General features: G+C 65.4%; 18 protein-coding genes. 8 read left to right on the top strand and 10 right to left on the bottom strand.

Going from position 1 to position 16,429, the window contains the following annotated elements:
* Nucleotides 1-38 precede the first annotated feature (38 nt).
* Complete coding sequence (locus AKL02_RS06000) at nt 39-602, bottom strand: peptidoglycan-binding domain-containing protein (protein WP_083079141.1); 564 nt, start codon at nt 600-602, stop codon at nt 39-41.
* A 167-nt stretch (nt 603-769) separates the two neighbouring features.
* Between AKL02_RS06000 and AKL02_RS05995 the strand changes: the two genes are divergently transcribed.
* The 4 genes from AKL02_RS05995 (at nt 770) to purU (ending at nt 3,962) form a co-directional block, all read left to right on the top strand.
* Nucleotides 770-1,093: a 2Fe-2S iron-sulfur cluster-binding protein gene (locus AKL02_RS05995; protein WP_075776110.1), complete on the top strand. Its 324-nt coding sequence runs from the start codon at nt 770-772 to the stop codon at nt 1,091-1,093.
* The gene (locus AKL02_RS05990) at nt 1,093-1,854 is read left to right on the top strand and encodes an FG-GAP repeat domain-containing protein (protein WP_083079142.1); all 762 of its coding nucleotides are present in this window, start codon (nt 1,093-1,095) and stop codon (nt 1,852-1,854) included. Before AKL02_RS05995 ends, AKL02_RS05990 begins: the two co-directional genes overlap by 1 nt.
* A 116-nt stretch (nt 1,855-1,970) precedes the next feature.
* On the top strand, nt 1,971-2,921 hold the full coding sequence (locus AKL02_RS05985) for a cation diffusion facilitator family transporter (RefSeq protein ID WP_083079143.1): 951 nt from the start codon (nt 1,971-1,973) through the stop codon (nt 2,919-2,921).
* Between the two features lie 144 nt (nt 2,922-3,065).
* A complete protein-coding gene (gene purU, locus AKL02_RS05980) occupies nt 3,066-3,962 on the top strand; it encodes a formyltetrahydrofolate deformylase (protein WP_078546283.1) in 897 nt (298 codons plus the stop codon).
* Here purU and AKL02_RS05975 read toward each other — a convergent pair whose 3' ends face one another.
* Both AKL02_RS05975 and mgtE read right to left on the bottom strand, forming a co-directional pair.
* Nucleotides 3,963-4,499, bottom strand: coding sequence for a 5-formyltetrahydrofolate cyclo-ligase (locus AKL02_RS05975; protein WP_083079144.1), 537 nt, complete (start codon nt 4,497-4,499; stop codon nt 3,963-3,965).
* Nucleotides 4,496-5,881 (bottom strand): magnesium transporter, encoded by a 1,386-nt coding sequence (gene mgtE, locus AKL02_RS05970; RefSeq protein WP_083079145.1) that lies wholly within the window; start codon nt 5,879-5,881, stop codon nt 4,496-4,498. The genes AKL02_RS05975 and mgtE overlap by 4 nt, the downstream gene beginning before the upstream one ends.
* A gap of 146 nt (nt 5,882-6,027) precedes the next feature.
* Here mgtE and guaD point away from each other — a divergent pair, with 146 nt between their 5' ends.
* Complete coding sequence (gene guaD / locus AKL02_RS05965; protein ID WP_083079146.1) at nt 6,028-7,311, top strand: guanine deaminase; 1,284 nt, start codon at nt 6,028-6,030, stop codon at nt 7,309-7,311.
* Entirely contained in the window at nt 7,308-8,039 is a 732-nt protein-coding gene (locus tag AKL02_RS05960; protein WP_083079147.1) for a hypothetical protein, read from the top strand. Before guaD ends, AKL02_RS05960 begins: the two co-directional genes overlap by 4 nt.
* Here the strand turns inward: AKL02_RS05960 and AKL02_RS05955 are convergent.
* The 7 genes from AKL02_RS05955 to AKL02_RS05925 form a co-directional block, all read right to left on the bottom strand.
* Nucleotides 8,029-9,366 carry an 8-oxoguanine deaminase gene (locus tag AKL02_RS05955; protein WP_083079148.1) on the bottom strand — a complete coding sequence of 446 codons (1,338 nt, stop codon included), beginning with the start codon at nt 9,364-9,366 and terminating at the stop codon, nt 8,029-8,031. The two genes, AKL02_RS05960 and AKL02_RS05955, sit on opposite strands and share 11 nt — an antisense overlap.
* Before the next feature lie 66 nt (nt 9,367-9,432).
* Nucleotides 9,433-9,999 (bottom strand): peroxidase-related enzyme, encoded by a 567-nt coding sequence (locus AKL02_RS05950; protein WP_083079149.1) that lies wholly within the window; start codon nt 9,997-9,999, stop codon nt 9,433-9,435.
* Nucleotides 10,000-10,075: 76 nt separating this feature from the next.
* Nucleotides 10,076-10,885, bottom strand: coding sequence for an exodeoxyribonuclease III (xth, locus tag AKL02_RS05945; RefSeq protein WP_083079150.1), 810 nt, complete (start codon nt 10,883-10,885; stop codon nt 10,076-10,078).
* Between the two features lie 66 nt (nt 10,886-10,951).
* Nucleotides 10,952-11,563: an inner membrane-spanning protein YciB gene (locus AKL02_RS05940; RefSeq protein ID WP_078519652.1), complete on the bottom strand. Its 612-nt coding sequence runs from the start codon at nt 11,561-11,563 to the stop codon at nt 10,952-10,954.
* 6 nt (nt 11,564-11,569) lie between these two features.
* Entirely contained in the window at nt 11,570-12,472 is a 903-nt protein-coding gene (locus tag AKL02_RS05935; protein WP_083079151.1) for an EamA family transporter, read from the bottom strand.
* Between the two features lie 181 nt (nt 12,473-12,653).
* Nucleotides 12,654-13,940: a signal recognition particle-docking protein FtsY gene (gene ftsY, locus AKL02_RS05930; protein WP_083079152.1), complete on the bottom strand. Its 1,287-nt coding sequence runs from the start codon at nt 13,938-13,940 to the stop codon at nt 12,654-12,656.
* Nucleotides 13,941-13,995: 55 nt separating this feature from the next.
* Nucleotides 13,996-14,634, bottom strand: coding sequence for a lysoplasmalogenase family protein (locus AKL02_RS05925; RefSeq protein WP_083079153.1), 639 nt, complete (start codon nt 14,632-14,634; stop codon nt 13,996-13,998).
* 122 nt (nt 14,635-14,756) lie between these two features.
* Between AKL02_RS05925 and AKL02_RS05920 the strand changes: the two genes are divergently transcribed.
* Both AKL02_RS05920 and AKL02_RS05915 read left to right on the top strand, forming a co-directional pair.
* Nucleotides 14,757-15,950: an alkane 1-monooxygenase gene (locus AKL02_RS05920; protein ID WP_232621725.1), complete on the top strand. Its 1,194-nt coding sequence runs from the start codon at nt 14,757-14,759 to the stop codon at nt 15,948-15,950.
* 55 nt (nt 15,951-16,005) lie between these two features.
* Entirely contained in the window at nt 16,006-16,428 is a 423-nt protein-coding gene (locus AKL02_RS05915; RefSeq protein ID WP_083079155.1) for a hypothetical protein, read from the top strand.
* The last annotated feature ends 1 nt before the right edge of the window (nt 16,429 follow it).

Below are 16,429 nucleotides of genomic sequence, written 5' to 3'. Positions count from 1 at the left end.
AGGTCTGTGCGGCGATGCGATGGCGGGCGCGGACGGCCTCAGTTCGACCAGATATAGAGACCCAGCTCCTGTGCGGCGCGGACCGAAAGCGTCGGGCTGTCGAGGCCACGCGGTGCCTGATAGGCCGCGATCGCGCGGCCCGTCGCCGGGTCGAGCTTGCCGTCGGCGGGGCCGGAATAAAGCCCGCGCAGCGCCAGCGCGCGCTGGGTCATGGCAACGAAAGCGGGCGTCAGATCCTCCGAACAGACGGATTCGAAATAGCGCGGCTTGCCGCTGTCGACGAGCTTCTGGCCGCTCAATTCGCGATAGATCGCAGGCTGCGTGACCTGGCCGGTCTTCGGATCGCGCTGTTCGGGGAGCACCTGCACCTGCCCGGTCACGGTCTCGACCTTCGCGGGACCTTTGAGTTGGGTGAAACATCCCTGCGCGTCGTCGGCGGGCGGGCGGCTTTGCAGCACATGGGCGAGCGTCTTGGCGGGCGGATCTTTCGGCGCGGCCTCCGAGCCCTGCGCTGTGGGCTGACAGCCCGCCATCCCCATCGTCACACCCAGCGCCACCAGCACCGCCCGCGCCGTGCCGAAGTTTTCAGCGATCTGCCGCATTCTTGTCTCCGCCTGCCTTCGGCCGGCAGACTAGCCGATATCTACGCTGCGGCAATCCCTTGCCCGTGACAGCCCACCTCTGGCCAAATCGCCGAAAGCAGCTTAGATCACTTGCGACCGGCCCCGCCGGCAAGCGCGTTTTGATTACGAACAAGAGGCCCCGAGCTATGGCGAAAATCACCTATGTCGAATTCAACGGCACCCGTCACGAGATCGACGTGAAGCCCGGCATGACCGTGATGGAAGGTGCGCGCGACAATGGCGTGCCCGGCATCGACGCCGATTGCGGCGGTGCCTGCGCCTGTTCGACCTGCCATGTCTATGTCGACAAGGACTGGATCGAGAAACTGCCTCCGCGCGATCCGATGGAAGAGGACATGCTCGACTTCGCGTACGAGCCCGATCCCGTCACCTCGCGCCTGACCTGCCAGATCAAGGTCACGGACGAGCTCGACGGCTTGATCGTCAACCTTCCCGAAAAGCAGATCTGATGCGCCGCGCGGTGGCCCTCGCCTTCGCGCTGGTCACCGCTGCCGCCCTGCCCGCGCGGGCCGAGATGTCGGTCGCCGCGCGTTTCATCGAGCCTACAGATCGCTATGGTCACGGCGCGCTCGGCCCCGATCATGAATTCGCAAATCTCCAGATCGACGTGACCCGCAAGGCGGGCAGCCCCAAGGGGCTGTTCTCGGGCCACAGCACCCTGACCTATGACCTGCGCCTCGACCCCGACATGGTCTACGAGGACACGAGCCCGCGCCTGAGCGATCTCGACGGTGACGGCATCGACGAGGTGATCGTGGTGCAATCTCATCTGAAATTCGGATCGCGGCTTCTGGTGCTCACGGTGAAATCGGGCAAGCCGGAATTCCTCGCCGCGACCGATTTCGTGGGAGAGCCGAACCATTGGCTCGCGCCCATCGGCGTCGCGGATTTCAATGACAACGGGCATCGTGACATCGCGCTGATCGACGCGCCGCATCGGTTGGGCGTGCTGCGCCTTTTCGAGTATCGCGACGGCGCTTTGCACCCGACCTTCGCGGGCGGCAAGTTCACCAATCACCGTTTCGGCTCTGACGCGATCCTTGGAGGATTGCGCGATTGCGGCGCTGGTCCCGAGATGATCGTCGCCAGTTTCGACTGGTCCGCGTTGCTGTCGCTCTCCGTCACGCCCAGACAAACCGTGGCATGGACACGCCTCGGCACCGACACCTCGCCCGGCGGTTTCGCGAAAGCGCTGAACTGCAACGGCTGAGCCCTGCCGCACCGGCCTCACGGAACCGCCCTGCCCCCGCCCATGTTACCCCTGCATCACGACACCGGCGCACGGTCGTTCCTCCCCGTCGCGCGCCCCGATGCAGGATCCCAGCCATGGCCGAAGCCCAAGCCTCCGAAGAAAAGCCGATTGCCGTCTATGGGGCGCTCGCGGCGAACCTCCTGATCGCCATCGCGAAATTCATAGCCGCGGCCTTCACGGGTAGCTCATCCATGCTGGCGGAGGCGTTCCACTCGGTGGTCGATACCGGCAATGAGGGGCTGCTGTTGCTGGGCCACAAGCGCAGCAAGAAGGAACCGGACGAGAAACACCCGTTCGGCTATGGCAAGGAGCTGTATTTCTGGTCGCTCGTCGTCGCGATGCTGCTGTTTGCGATCGGCGGCGGGCTCTCGATCTATGAGGGCATCGTCCATATCCAGAACCCCGAGCCGATCGAAAAGCCGATCTGGAATTACGGCGTGCTGCTCGTGGCTTTCCTCGCCGAAGGCACGTCCTGGGTCATCGCGATCCGTCAGCTTCTGAAGCAGCGCAAACCGGGCGAAGGCTATTTCAAGGCCTTCCGCCGCTCCAAGGACCCGTCGATCTTCGTCGTCGTCGCCGAGGACAGCGCGGCCCTTCTGGGCATCCTCGCGGCCGCACTTGGCGTCTATCTCTCGGTGACGTTTGAAAACCCCTTCTTCGACGGGGCTGCCTCCATCGTCATCGGGCTCATCCTGATCGTCGTGGCGATCATCCTCGTCTACGAGACCCGCGCGCTGATCATGGGCGAGGCCGCGGACCGCGACGTGCGCAAATCGATCCGCGAGATCGCGACCGGTTTCGACGAGGTCGCGGAGGTCAAACGCCTCCTGACGATGCATTTCGCGCCCGATCAGGTACTGGTGAATATAGAGCTGAAGATGAGGAACGGCCTCTCGCCCGAAGCGATCTTCCACGCGGTGGAGGCTGTGCAGAAGAAAATCCATGAGGCCCATCCCGAGGTTTCGAGCGTTTTCCTGGAAATCGAATCCCTGCGCGGCACGCAGCCCGAAAACGCGGCGGCCTGAGGCCGCGCGCCGCGCCCCCGACGCGATGCCGCTTTTCACCGCAACGCCGTCGCTTTCTCCCGCGCTCCTCCCCGGAGTCGGGGTGATTGTGTCCCCACCCCCGGCGCGCTAGGAAACCGGGCGAAAGATCAAAAGGGATGCGACATGACCCAGACTGCCGACGCTTACGTTCTTACCGTTGCCTGCCCCTCCACGCGGGGGATCGTCGCGGGGATCGCGAACGTGTTGGCCGATCAGGGCTGCAACATCACCGACTCGCATCAGTATGACGACCCGAAGACGGGCCAGTTCTTCATGCGCGTCAGCTTCGTCTCCGAGAAGGGCAAGGATGCCGAGGCGATCCGCGCCGCGTTCGAGCCGGTCGCCAAGGATTTCGAGATGGACTGGGCGGTCCGCGACTCCCGCGAGAAGATGAAGGTTCTGGTGATGGTGTCGAATTTCGGCCACTGCCTGAACGACCTTCTCTACCGCTGGCGCATCGGTGCGCTGCCGATCGAGATCGTGGGCGTGGTGTCGAACCACATGACCTATCAGAAGGTCGTCGTGAACCATGACCTGCCCTTCCACCACATCAAGGTGACGAAAGAGAACAAGCCCGAGGCCGAGAAGCGTCTTCTGGACGTCGTCGATGAATCGGGCGCGGAACTGATCGTGCTCGCGCGCTACATGCAGATCCTGTCGGATGCGCTGTGCCAGAAGATGTCGGGCCGGATCATCAACATCCACCACTCCTTCCTGCCGAGCTTCAAGGGTGCGAACCCCTACAAGCAGGCTTACGAGCGTGGTGTGAAGCTGATCGGGGCGACCTCGCATTACGTGACCGCCGATCTCGACGAAGGCCCGATCATCGAGCAGGATACCGTGCGCGTCACCCATGCGCAAAGCCCGTCGGATTACGTCTCGCTGGGCCGTGACGTCGAGGCGCAGGTGCTGTCGCGCGCGATCCACGCCCATGTGCAGCACCGGGTCTTCCTGAACGACAGCAAGACGGTGGTCTTCCCGGCTTCGCCCGGTGCCTACGCCTCCGAGCGGATGGGCTGATCAAAGATGTAGGATGCCCGCCTCGGTCACGATCATGTCGAGCGGCTGATCGGTCGGCTCGGTGGGCACTTCCGGCACTTCCTGCGCGGCAAACGCAAAGCCGATCGCCGTGACGGGGCCGCGGGCGCGCAGCCCCTCCAGCGTGCGGTCGTAAAAGCCGCCGCCATAGCCCAGCCGATAGCCCTTCGCGTCGAAAGCCAGTAGCGGCACGATCAGCACCTCGGGCGTGATCTCTTCGCCTTCCGCCGGGATATGCGCCCCGAAAGCGCCCGCGATCATCTCGGTCTCGGGCGTCCAGCGGTGAAAGACCAGAGGCTGCGCCTCCGCGACCACCACCGGCAGACAGAGCGGCCCGCCATGGGCCACCATCGCCGGGCGCGGATCGGGCTCGGTGCGGATCGGCCAATAGCCCGCCAGCACCTTGCCCGCGAAGGGCTCCAGCGCCGCCGTCAGCGCACGGGTCACCGCGCCATCATCGGCCGCATGGGCCGCCTTACGCGCCGCGAAAGCATCCTTGCGCGCGAGATCCTTGCTCATAGCAGAACCACAGAGGCCAGCCCGAGGAAGGCGAAGAAGCCCACCACATCGGTCATCGTCGTGACGAACGTGCCCGAGGCCAAGGCCGGGTCCGCGCCGAGCTTCTCCAGCGCGAGCGGGATCAGGATGCCCGACAGGGCGGCCACCACGAGGTTGATCACCATCGCCAGCCCGATCACGATACCAAGCTGTGCGCCCGAGAACCAGAAGGCGGCCACCGCCCCCATCACCACCGCGAAGGCCAGACCGTTGAGCAGCCCCACGATGGTTTCGCGTCGCACAACCCGCCAGACGTTGCTGTCGGTCAGGTCGCGCGTGGCGAGTGCGCGCACCGCCACGGTCAGGGTCTGCGTGCCCGCATTGCCGCCCATCGAGGCCACGATCGGCATCAGCACAGCGAGCGCCACAAGCTGCTGGATCGTACCCTCGAAGATCGAAATCACCGCCGAGGCGAGAATGGCCGTCAGGAGGTTAATGAAGAGCCACGGCAGGCGCTGACGCACTGTTTCCAGCACCGTATCCGAGATCGCGGATTCGTCGCCCACACCGGCGAGGCGGAGGATGTCTTCCTCGTGTTCCTCGTCGAGGACCGACATGGCGTCATCGATGGTAATCACGCCAACCAAACGGTCGTCTTCATCCACGACCGGGGCCGAGATCAGGTGATACTGGTTGAACGCATAGGCCACGTCGCCCTCGTCCTGATAGGCCGAGATCTTGCGGAACTCTTCCTCGCAAATCTCGATCAGCTTCGAGGCGCGCGGGGCGGACAGGATGCGTCCCAGAGTGACATTGCCGACCGGGTGGTGGCCCGGATCGACGAGAGTCACGTGATAGAACTGGTCGGGCAGCCATTTGGCTTTGCGCAGGAAGTCGATCGTCTCGCCCACCGTCCAATGCTCGGGCGCGGTCACGACCTCGCGCTGCATCAAACGACCGGCGGAATATTCGGGATAGCCCAGCGATTTCTCGACCGCGGCCCGGTCGGTCTCGTCGAGCGCGCCGAGGATCGCCTCCTGCTGCGGCTCCTCGAGGTCTTCGATCAGGTCGACGACGTCATCGGAATCAAGCTCGCGGACAGCGTCGGCCAGAACTTCCGGCGGCAGGCTCGCGAGAACCTCCTCGCGGATGCCCTCGTCGATCTCGGTCAGGATCTCGCCGTCGATCTGGCGGCCCCAGAGCCGCAGAATCTCGCGCCGCTCATGGCCGGAGACCTGTTCGATAAGGTCGGCGATATCGGCGGCGTGCAAGGGCTCGAGCAGCTCGCTCAGGCGATCTGCATCTTCCTGCTCGACGGCATCGAGAATTTCCTCGACCAGCTCTCCGCTCAGCCGATAATCCTCTTCCTCGCGCTCTGTCTCTTCGGCAAGTGCTTCGGCCATGTCGCCCCCATTCCGATCGCGCGTGAAACATAGCTGTTTTCTCGCAGATGGACAGGGGGGCGGCGGCGAAAAAGAAGCGCCGCCACGGCAGAGATTTACCTTCGCCCCGCCCCGCCCTAGCATGGCGCGTCGGACAGGAGAGAATGATGGCTGAGCTGCACCTTGGGCAGGTTCTGGAATACCGTGGCGACGCGCTTGTCGAGGGGCCGGAGGCGGTCTCGCACCGGCGCCGCGGCGGTATGCTGATCGACGGCGGTATGATCGCCGCCGTGGGCGAGGCCGACGATCTGCGCGACGCCCATCCGCAAGCCGAGATCGTCGATCATGGCGACCATCTCCTGTCGCCCGGGTTCGTCGATGCGCATGTGCATTACCCGCAAACCGCGATCATCGCGAGCTGGGGTAAGCGGCTGATCGACTGGCTCAACACCTATACTTTCCCCGAAGAGATTTCCTTCGCCGATCCCGCCCATGCCGAAGATATCGCGACCCGCTATCTCGATCTGGCGCTGATGAACGGCACGACGTCGATGTGCAGCTATTGCACGATCCATCCCGCCAGCGTCGAAGCCTTCTTCACCGCCGCCAAGGCCCGCGGAATGCGCGCCGCGGCGGGCAAGACCTGCATGGATCGCCACGCCCCCGAAGCTTTGCGCGACACCCCGCAATCGGCCTATGACGACAGCCGCGTCCTCTTGCAGAAATGGCACGGGACAGGCCGGCTGAGCTACGTCATCACGCCGCGCTTCTCGCCCACCTCTTCGGCGGATCAGCTTTGCGCCCTGGGCGCGCTCTGGGCGGAGCATCCCGATTGCCTGATGCAAACCCATCTGAGCGAGCAGGTGGACGAGATCGCCTGGGTGCGCGAGCTATATCCCACCGCGCGCGACTATCTCGACACTTACGAGACCTATGGCCTGCTGGGCGAGAACGCGCTTTACGGCCACGCGATCCATCTGGAGCCGCGCGAGGCCGACCGGATCAAGGAGATCGGCGCGGCGCTAATCCATTGCCCGACCTCGAACACGTTCATCGGCTCGGGCCTGTTCGACTGGCCGACGCGTCTGGCCGAAGGCCAGCAGATCGGTCTGGCCACCGATACCGGCGGCGGGTCGAGCTTTTCGATGCTGCGCACGATGGCGGCCGCCTATGAGATCGGGCAGCTCACGCATCAGCCGCTGCATCCCGCGCAGCTTTGGTGGCTGGCCACGCAAGGCTCGGCCCAGTCGATGCGGATGGGCGACAAGATCGGTGCGCTGGCCCCGGGGATGGAGGCGGATTTCATCGCCGTCGACCTCGCCTCGACGCTTGCCATTTCGCAACGCGTGGCGCGGGCGGAGGATATCTGGGAGGCGATCTTCCCCACGATCATGATGGGCGACGACCGCGCGATCGCGGGCACATGGGTCGCGGGCAAGCGGCTGCATTGAGCGATCCAGCCTTCGAGAGGATCTACGCCCGCGCGCCTTTCACGGTCGATTTCCTAGACGGTGGCGGCGGCGATCTGGTGATCTCCTTCGCCTCGATCGGCCATGACCCCAGCCGCCCGCCCGCACCGGAATTCGTCGCCACTGCCACGGGGCGCGGCACGCCCGGCTTCTCACGCCGGGCATTGTTCATCAGCGACGAAAGCCGCAGTTGGGCGAATGACCCGGGTTTCGCCGCTGCCCTGCGCGCCGCCTTGGCAGAGGTGACGCGCCGCCGCCCCGTCACCCGCATCGCCGCCATTGGCCTCTCGATGGGCGCGGTCTCGGCGCTGGTCGCGACGCAGGTGATCCCGGTCGATGTGGTGCTCGCCCTGTCGCCGCAAGTCTCGGTCAAACCGGGCGTCGTGCCGGGGGAGACACGCTGGAGCGAATGGACCTCTCGGATCGGAACATTCGCCCGCGAGACCACCCCGCTTCCGCCCGCGCCCTGTTGGACGATCCTGTGCCACGGCGCGCATGACGATCTGGATCAGGCGATGCTCTTCCCGCGCGCGTCAAATGTCGACCACCTGATCTTCCCCGCTCTTGGCCATTCCGACCTCGGGCCGCATCTGAAGGCGCGCGGTGGGCTATCGGGGCTGATGGAGGCCGCCCTTGCAGGCGACCGTCGCCGCCTGCTGCGGATCGCGAGCGCCGCCAGTGCCGTGCGGCGCGAAAAGTTCAGCCCATAAGCCGTGCCGCGAGACGGTTTTGCGTCTCGATCACGCGCGGCATGTCGATTGTCACCACCTGCCCGTCGCGCACCACCTGACGGCCCTCGACGAAGAGGTGTTTCACCTTGGGCGGCCCGCACAGCACCAGTGCCGCGACCGGATCCCATGCGCCTGCCGCCTCCAGCCCCGAGACATCCCAGATCGCCACATCCGCGCGTTTTCCGGGGGCGAGCACCCCGCAATCGGGACGACCCAGCACCTGCGCCCCGCCCAAAGTCGCGATCTCCAGCGCCTCGCGCGCGGCCATCGCGTCGGCGCCGTTTTGCACCCGCTGCAGCAGCATCGCCATGCGCGCCTCGCCGATGAGGCTCCCTGCATCGTTCGAGGCCGAGCCATCGACGCCAAGCGCCACCTTCACCCCCGCATCGCGCATCTGCCGCACCGGCGCGATGCCCGACCCCAGACGGCAGTTCGAGCACGGACAATGCGCAACGCCCGTCTTCGTGCGCGCGAACAGGTCGATTTCGCCCGCGTCCAGCTTCACGCAATGGGCGTGCCAGACATCGTCGCCGGTCCAGCCCAGATCTTCCGCATACTGCCCCGGCCGACAGCCGAACTGCTCCAAGCTGTAGGAAATATCCTCGTCATTCTCGGCCAGATGGGTGTGCAGCATCACACCCTTGTCGCGCGCCAGCAGCGCCGCATCGCGCATCAGCTCGCGCGAGACGGAAAACGGCGAGCACGGCGCGATCCCCACCCGGCACATCGAGCCCTCGCCCGCATCGTGGAACGCATCGACGACCCGGATGCAGTCGTTCAGGATCGCGTCCTCGCGCTCGACCAGACTATCGGGCGGCAAGCCACCATCGCTCTCGCCGATGCTCATCGCGCCGCGCGTGGGGTGGAAGCGCAGGCCCAGTTCGGCGGCGGCGTGGATCGTGTCCTCCAGCCGCGCGCCATTCGGATACATATACAGATGATCGGAACTGGTGGTGCAACCGGTCAGCGCCAGTTCCGCCAGCCCCACCTGCGCCGAGACGCGGATCTCCTCGGGGCCCATCTTCGCCCAGATCGGATAGAGCGTCTGCAGCCAGCCGAAAAGCAGCGCATCTTGGCCGCCCGGCACTGCGCGGGTCAGCGTCTGGTAAAGATGATGATGGGTGTTCACGAGGCCCGGTGTGACGACGCAGCCCTTTGCCTCGACCACCTCGCCCGGGCTTTCCAGCCCCGGCCCGACGGCGGCGATCTGCCCGTCGCGCAGCAGCAGATCCGCGCCCTTCAGCTCGCGCCGGGTGCCGTCCATCGTGACGATCACCTCGGCGCCCCGGATCAAGATCTCGCCCATCGCGCGCTCCTACTGGCTGGTTTCGCCAGAGCCTAGACCGCGCGGATGGGCGAAGACCAGAGGCGCTCAGCGCCCCATCGCGTAGAACTCGGGGTTCGGCGGGATCGCGGCCATGTTCACCAACCGGTTCGACAGGCTGAAAAACGCCGTGATCGCACCGATGTCCCAGATGTCGTCATCGGTGAAGCCATGGGCGCGCAGCGCCTCGTAATCGGCCTCCTCGACCTCCTGCGCGCGCAGGCTCACCTTCATCGCAAAGTCGAGCATCGCGCGCTGGCGCGGCGTGATCTCGGACTTGCGGTAGTTCACCGCGACCTGATCGGCGATCAGTGGGTTCTTGGCCCGGATGCGCAGGATCGCGCCATGCGCGATCACGCAATACTGGCACTCATTGGCCGCCGAGGTCGCCACCACGATCATCTCACGCTCGGCAATGGTCAGGTTACCGGGCTTCTCCATCAGCGCGTCATGATAGGCGAAGAAGGCGCGACATTCGTCGGGGCGATGCGCCAGCGCGAGGAAGATGTTCGGGATGAACCCGGCCTTCTCCTGCACCGCCTCGATCCGCGTGCGGATATCCTCGGGCATGTCTGCGAGTTTCGGCACCGGATGCCGGCTGATCTTGTCTTGCATGTGGGGTCTCCTCTTCTCCGCCGCCACTATGCACAGGTGCGACGGGGCCGAGGAAATGACGTTGCGGCAATCGCGCTCAGAGGTCGAGCGTGATCCAGACCGGCACGTGATCCGAGGGCTTGTCGCGGCCGCGGATTTCCTTGTCGATGCCGACCTCGCGCAGCAGATCGGCGGCCTGCGGCGACAGCAGCAGATGGTCGATGCGAATGCCGTTATTCTTCTGCCAGGCGCCCGCCTGATAATCCCAGAAGGAGTAATGCCCCGGCCCTTGGACCCGGGCGCGGAACGCCTCGGTGAAACCGAGATTGAGGATACGGCGGAAGGCTTCGCGGCTTTGCGGCAGCGCCAGCGCATCACCGCGCCACGCCTCGGGTTTCGCGGCATCCTCGTCCTGCGGGATGATGTTGTAATCGCCCGCCATCACGAAAGGTTCTTCCAGCGCCAGCAGCTCTTCCGCCCGCGCCTTCATCCGCTCCATCCATGACAGCTTGTAGGCATATTTGCCGCCTTCGACGGGCTGGCCTGCATCGTCCAGCTCCACCGGGTTGCCGTTGGGCAGATAGAGACCACAGAGTCGCACCGCGCCCTTGTCGCCGACCACGGTGGCCTCGATCCAGCGCGCCTGTTCGTCGCTCTCATCGCCGGGCAGGCCGCGCGTCACATCCTCCAGAGGCAGCTTCGAGAGGATCGCGACGCCGTTGAAGCTTTTCTGGCCGTGCGTCTCGACCGAATAGCCCAGCTCTTCGAAGAGCTCGCGCGGGAAACCCTCGTCAACCGACTTGATCTCCTGCAGCAAAGCCACGTCGGGCTCGGCCTCCTTCAGCCAATCGACCAGCGCCTGATGGCGCGCCTTGATGCCGTTGATGTTGAAGGTGGCGATTTTCATGAGCGGCTCCGGGGTTGGCGGTCGCGAAAGGTGTAACGGATCGCGGCGGGCGCGGACAGGGCGGAGTTAGCCCTCCTCGCTTTCCTCCGTATCGATCCCGTGACGCTCGAACAGCTTCGCCTGCGACATGATGAAGGCGATCATGATGATCGGCAGACCGAAGGTCTTGAAATCGACCCAATGCGCGTCCGACATCGTGCGCCAGACGATCTCATTGGCCACGGCAAGCCCGAGGAACAGCCAGACGAAGCGCTTGGTCAGGATCATCCAGCCCTCATGCGCCATCGGCATCGCCTCGTTCATCACCAGTTGCAGCCACGCCTTGCCGCGCAGCAACCCGGCCCCGAGGATGCCCGCGAACAGCAGGTAGATGATCGTGGGCTTCATCTTGAAGAAGGTCGGATCGTTCAGCCAGACCGACAGCCCGCCGAAGATCGCCACCAGCACGAGCGTCGCGATCTGCATCGCCGAGAGCTTGCCGGTCAGCAGCCACAGGATCAGCGTCGTCGCCGCGATCAGCGGGATGAACAGCGCGGTGGCCACGACGAAGCCCGAGTAATCGGTGCCGAGGATCGTGTAGGTGCCGTCCTTCAGCCGGTTGAAGGCGACGAAGAACACGATGAGCGGCCCCCAGTCGAGCGCCGCTTTCACCCAGGGGGAAATCTTTTTCTCTGCCATCTGCCTTTACCTGCCTGCTATCTCAACGATCACGGCCCCTGCCGCGATCAGCGCCATCAGGGCCGTGCGCCGCGGCCCCACTTTCTCGCCCAGCACGAGCCAGCCGATGAGCGCTGCGAAGACCGTAGACGTCTCGCGCAGCACCGCCGCCTCGCCCACCTTGTCGAGCCGTGTCGCCAACATGATCGAGCCAAAGGAGAAATAAGCAACAATCGCGCCGATAACACCCCTCTTGATGAGCGGCACCTTTTCCGAACTCGGCAGCTTCGTCCAGCGCCGCGCGGTGAAGATCGGCATGAACCAGCCGTCGATGAAGAAGAACCACGCAAGGAAAGTGAACGGATCGGCGGTCGCGCGGATGCCATAGGCGTCATAGGTGGTGTAGAGGGCGACGAAGGCACCGGTCGCCACGGCCAGCATCAGGGCCGGCACCATCGTCTCGCGATCGACCGTCACATTGCGCAGGTTGTAGAGCGCAAGCCCGTAGATGCCTGCCAGAAGCGTCGCCACCCCGGCCCATTGGCCCAGCGTGAAATGCTCGCCGAAGATGAACCCCGCGCCGATGACCGCGAAAAGCGGCCCGGTGCCGCGCACCACCGGATAGACCACCGTATAGGCCCCACGCTGGTAACAGGCCGCCTGCAACAGCTTGTAGGCGACATGGATGAAGAAGACGCCCACGAAGATCGGCCACATGAAGGGCTCGGGCCACGGCACCACGAAAAGCGCAAAGGGGGCTGCGATGATCCCGTAGCTCGCATCGATCGCGGCGCGGCTGAGCCAAGGATCGTGACGCCCCTTCTGCAGCGCCCCGAACAGCGCGTGAAGAAAGGCCGCGAGCAGAGCGAGGCTCAGCGCGAGGTGCTTGCCGGTCTCGGTGCCCGAGACGGAGATGATCCAGTCGCTCAAGGGGAAGTCCTTCGTGATGTCGGCGCCAAGGGGGCGCTGCCCCCGCTGGCCTCAGGGGCCATTCACCCCCGGGATATTTCGACCAAGGGGAAGAGGAAAGGCGCATCCCTCTCTTCGCTCTTGCACAAATATCCCCGGGGGCGCGCGCAAGCGCGGGGGGCGGCGCCCCCCCTCCGCGGTGTCAGTCTTCGAGACCGACGAGGGCCTGCGCGAATTCTTCCGGATCGAAGGGCGCCAGATCGTCGAGCTGTTCGCCCACCCCGATCGCGTGGATCGGCAGGCCGAACTTGTCGGCCAGCGCGACCAGAACGCCGCCTTTCGCGGTGCCGTCGAGCTTGGTCATCACCAGCCCCGACACGTTCGAGATCTTGCGGAAGACATCGACCTGCTGCAGCGCGTTCTGCCCCGTCGTCGCGTCGAGCACGAGAAGCGTGTTATGCGGCGCGGTCTCGTCGACCTTGCGGATCACGCGGACGATTTTGGCCAGCTCCTCCATCAGATCGGCGCGGTTCTGCAAGCGACCTGCCGTGTCGATCATCAGAAGGTCCGCGCCTTCGGCCTCGGCCTTCTTCATTGCATCATAGGCGAGCGAGGCCGGGTCCGAGCCTTCGGGCGCTGTCAGCACCGGCACGCCGGCGCGATCGCCCCAGACCTGCAATTGCTCGACAGCGGCCGCACGGAACGTGTCGCCCGCGGCGATCACCACCCGCTTGCCGGCGGCGCGGAATTGCGAGGCGAGCTTGCCGATCGTCGTGGTCTTGCCCGAGCCGTTGACGCCGACCACCAGCACGACCTGCGGCTTCTTGGGGTAAAGCGGCAGCGGTTTCGCGACCGGCTCCATGATCCGGGCGACCTCTTGGGCCAGCAGCCCCTTGATCTCGGAGACCGAGAGTTTGCGGCCCATTCGCCCCTCGGCGAGGTTCGCCGAGACGCGCAGCGCGGTGTCGACGCCCATGTCGGAGGCGATCAGCAATTCCTCGAGGCTCTCTAACATCTCGTCATCGAGGACGCGGCGCGGCTCGGCCACTTTCGCCTCGCCGCCACCGAAGATGCGGCCCAGAAGGCCGGGCTTCTTCGGCTCGGGGCTGGGACGTTCGGGCGCGGGCTCGACGTCGAGCGGCGCCTTGGCGATCTGCGCGTGCTCTTCCTCGACCGGTTCGGTCACCGGCGCGGGCACGTAGCCGGGTGCGGGCGGGGTCGGATCGGGGAGGTTGATCGTCTCGCTGTGCGGCGGCTCGGGTTCGGGTTCCGGCTCTGCCTCGGGCTCCGGTTCCGGAGCGGGTTCGGCGCGGGTCTGCGGCGCGGCCTCGGGGGAGGTCTCTGCGGGCATCGCGGGCGCGAAGGGTTCCGGCGTCTCCGCGACCTCGTCTTCACTGGCCGCATTCTCGGCGACGATATCCTCGAGGCCCTGCTCGAGCTTCGAGGAGGAACGCGTCAGACGCGATTTGAGCTTTTTGAAAAACGACATGGATCAGGCCTTTCCTTACGCTCCACCTAGTTCATCGCAGGCCCGGATGGAAGGCTTATCCCCCGGCAAAACCCGATCCCGCGCCCCAGCCGATCAAGGCCTGACCGCCCCAGTAGAGCACCCAGAGCGCGCGCGCCGCCAGCTGTTTGCGGCCTGCGTCGCGCAGCACGAACATCTCCAGCGCGAGGATCAGGTCGGAGAGGACGAAAGCGAGGCTGCCCACGATCACCATCAGATAGCCCGCGGGCAGGCCCATCGCCACCGCCGCCATCGCCACGATGATCCAGATGTAGCTGCGCACCGGCCAGCACAGCCCGCCCGTGCGCGGCAGCAGCCAGAACTCCGCCGACAGTCCCAGGGCGATAAGCGGGATGGTCCATGCGGAGGGCCGCGCGCCGATGTCGAGGAACCCCAGAAGATAGGCCAGATGCCCCGCCGCGAAGGCCGCCATGCCGATCAGGAAGGCCCGCTGTCCGGGACGCGACAGGGCGAAATCGCCCGCCGCCCCGAGCGCGAGCCCCGCAAGGATCGCAAGTGGCGCGCCCATGGCCGCCGCCATCGGAATCAGCGCCACGACGGAGGCGGTCTTCACAAGGGTTTTCGCGCCACTTTCCTCAGCGCCTGCATGACGCGCGAGGTAGATCAGCGCGAAGACGGCGGCGATGAAGAGACTGATCGGGGCTGCGGACATCATGGCCACATCTCGCGCAGAAAAGCCCGGCCGCCGCAAGCGGGGTCATAAAAGGGTCGAAATTGGCGAAAGAATAGCGCAAAACCATTGCACTAATGAGAGTGAGCGAAGCGGACCCGCAGCACGTGACCCAAGGCAAAGACCCTTCACGCAAGCGCCGCCTGAGCGGTGCGTTTGCAAATCTGCTGCGGCGGTCGCGCGAGATCCCCGGGGTCGACAGTTTCGCGGTCGTGACGCTTCTGCCGGTACCGCTTCTGTTGGTGGCGGGCGTCTTAGGCGGGATCGCGGCCTGGGCGGCGCTGGTCTGGATCGGGCTGTGCATGTTCATCCTGGATGAGGCGCTGAAGCATCCCTCTCCCGATGCCCCGGAAGGCTCCGAATTCCCGGCAGCGGATGCGCTGTCGACGACGCTGGCGGTGGTGCATTTCGTGCTGCTCGTGCTCGGCGTGGCGGCGATGTCGGGGCATACGCTGCTGGAGGGGCCGAGCTGGATCGCGGTCTGGCTGGCCTTCGGGCTGTTCTTCGGACAGGTGTCGAATTCCAACGCGCATGAGCTGATCCATCGCTCGGACAAACGACTGTTTCTGCTGGGGAAATGGGTCTATATCTCGCTGCTTTTCGGGCATCACACCTCGGCGCATCGGCTCGTCCACCACCGCTTCGTCGCGACGCCGGACGATCCGAATTCCGCGCAGCTTGGCGAGGGGTTCTGGTCGTTTGCGCCGCGGGCCTGGGTCGGCAGCTTCATCGGCGGCTACGAGATGGAGCGCAACCGCTTTGCCCGTCTGCCTGCGATCGACCCGAAAGCGCCGCTGAGCGCGCGGATCAAGGCAAGGATCGCGCGGCTAGGCCCCTACCCGTCCTATCTGCTGGGCGGGCTGTGGTTCGCGGTGCTGTTCGGGATACTCTTCGGGGCCGAGGGCGTGGTGGCTTACCTGATGCTCTGCGCCTATGCGCAGGTGCAGATCCTGCTCGCCGATTACGTCCAGCATTACGGCCTATCTCGGAAACGCCGTGGCGACGGCAGTTTCGATCCGGTCGATGCGCATCACAGCTGGGATGCGCCCGCGCCGATTACCTCGCTGTGGATGCTCAACGCGCCGCGCCATTCGGATCACCACGCGCATCCGGCGCGGGAATACCCGGCCTTGCGACTTGGCGATCTGACCGAGCCGCGGCGGCCCGTGTTGCCGCGCAGCCTGCCCGCGATGGCGGCGCTGGCGCTGTTCCCGCCGCTGTGGCGTCGGGTCATGGACAAGCGCGTGAAGGCCTTGGGCAAAGCGCAGCCAGTCGGCACCGAAGGGGCGAGCGCGCGCTAGGCAAGCGGGTCGCGATCTGGCAGGTTGGGTGAAAGACCTTGCCGGAGCCTCCCCCATGCGCCCGAACCCGATCCTGACTTTATCCCTTGCGGCCTTGGCTCTGATGCCGACGCTTGCGCGTGCCGCCGATCCGCTCGGCCCGCCGCTCAATGCGGAGCAATTCGATCAGCGCACCGTCGGGCGCACAATCACCTATTCGGTCTTCGGCCAGCCCTACGGCTCCGAGCAATACAAGCCCGGCCACAAGGTGATCTGGGCCTTCACCGAAAGCGAGTGCAAGGAAGGCGACTGGTATCAGGACGGGCAGTATATCTGCTTCGATTACGGCGAATACGCGCCGCTGCAATGCTGGACCTTCTACGACACGGCGCAGGGGCTGCTCGCACAGTTCAAGGGCGATCCCTCGCAGGAACCGCTGGTGAGCCTGTCGGAAAGCCAGGACCCGCTGGTCTGTCAGGGCCCGGATGTGGGCGTCTAAG

Origin of the sequence: Thioclava electrotropha (assembly GCF_002085925.2) — a bacterium.
GTDB classification, from domain to species: Bacteria; Pseudomonadota; Alphaproteobacteria; order Rhodobacterales; family Rhodobacteraceae; genus Thioclava; species Thioclava electrotropha.
This window is presented reverse-complemented; position numbering and strand designations above follow the sequence as displayed.

Bases quoted from the DNA above. Each gene is read 5' to 3' on its own strand.
- purU (WP_078546283.1), top strand. From the start codon at position 3,066: ATGACCCAGACTGCCGACGCTTACGTTCTTACCGTTGCCTGCCCCTCC.
- AKL02_RS05915 (WP_083079155.1), top strand. From the start codon at position 16,006: ATGCGCCCGAACCCGATCCTGACTTTATCCCTTGCGGCCTTGGCTCTG.
- AKL02_RS05975 (WP_083079144.1), bottom strand. From the start codon at position 4,499: ATGAGCAAGGATCTCGCGCGCAAGGATGCTTTCGCGGCGCGTAAGGCG.
- AKL02_RS05985 (WP_083079143.1), top strand. From the start codon at position 1,971: ATGGCCGAAGCCCAAGCCTCCGAAGAAAAGCCGATTGCCGTCTATGGG.
- AKL02_RS05955 (WP_083079148.1), bottom strand. From the start codon at position 9,366: ATGGGCGAGATCTTGATCCGGGGCGCCGAGGTGATCGTCACGATGGAC.
- AKL02_RS05940 (WP_078519652.1), bottom strand. From the start codon at position 11,563: ATGGCAGAGAAAAAGATTTCCCCCTGGGTGAAAGCGGCGCTCGACTGG.
- AKL02_RS05990 (WP_083079142.1), top strand. From the start codon at position 1,093: ATGCGCCGCGCGGTGGCCCTCGCCTTCGCGCTGGTCACCGCTGCCGCC.
- guaD (WP_083079146.1), top strand. From the start codon at position 6,028: ATGGCTGAGCTGCACCTTGGGCAGGTTCTGGAATACCGTGGCGACGCG.
- ftsY (WP_083079152.1), bottom strand. From the start codon at position 13,940: ATGTCGTTTTTCAAAAAGCTCAAATCGCGTCTGACGCGTTCCTCCTCG.
- AKL02_RS05995 (WP_075776110.1), top strand. From the start codon at position 770: ATGGCGAAAATCACCTATGTCGAATTCAACGGCACCCGTCACGAGATC.
- AKL02_RS05950 (WP_083079149.1), bottom strand. From the start codon at position 9,999: ATGCAAGACAAGATCAGCCGGCATCCGGTGCCGAAACTCGCAGACATG.
- mgtE (WP_083079145.1), bottom strand. From the start codon at position 5,881: ATGGCCGAAGCACTTGCCGAAGAGACAGAGCGCGAGGAAGAGGATTAT.
- AKL02_RS06000 (WP_083079141.1), bottom strand. From the start codon at position 602: ATGCGGCAGATCGCTGAAAACTTCGGCACGGCGCGGGCGGTGCTGGTG.
- xth (WP_083079150.1), bottom strand. From the start codon at position 10,885: ATGAAAATCGCCACCTTCAACATCAACGGCATCAAGGCGCGCCATCAG.
- AKL02_RS05925 (WP_083079153.1), bottom strand. From the start codon at position 14,634: ATGATGTCCGCAGCCCCGATCAGTCTCTTCATCGCCGCCGTCTTCGCG.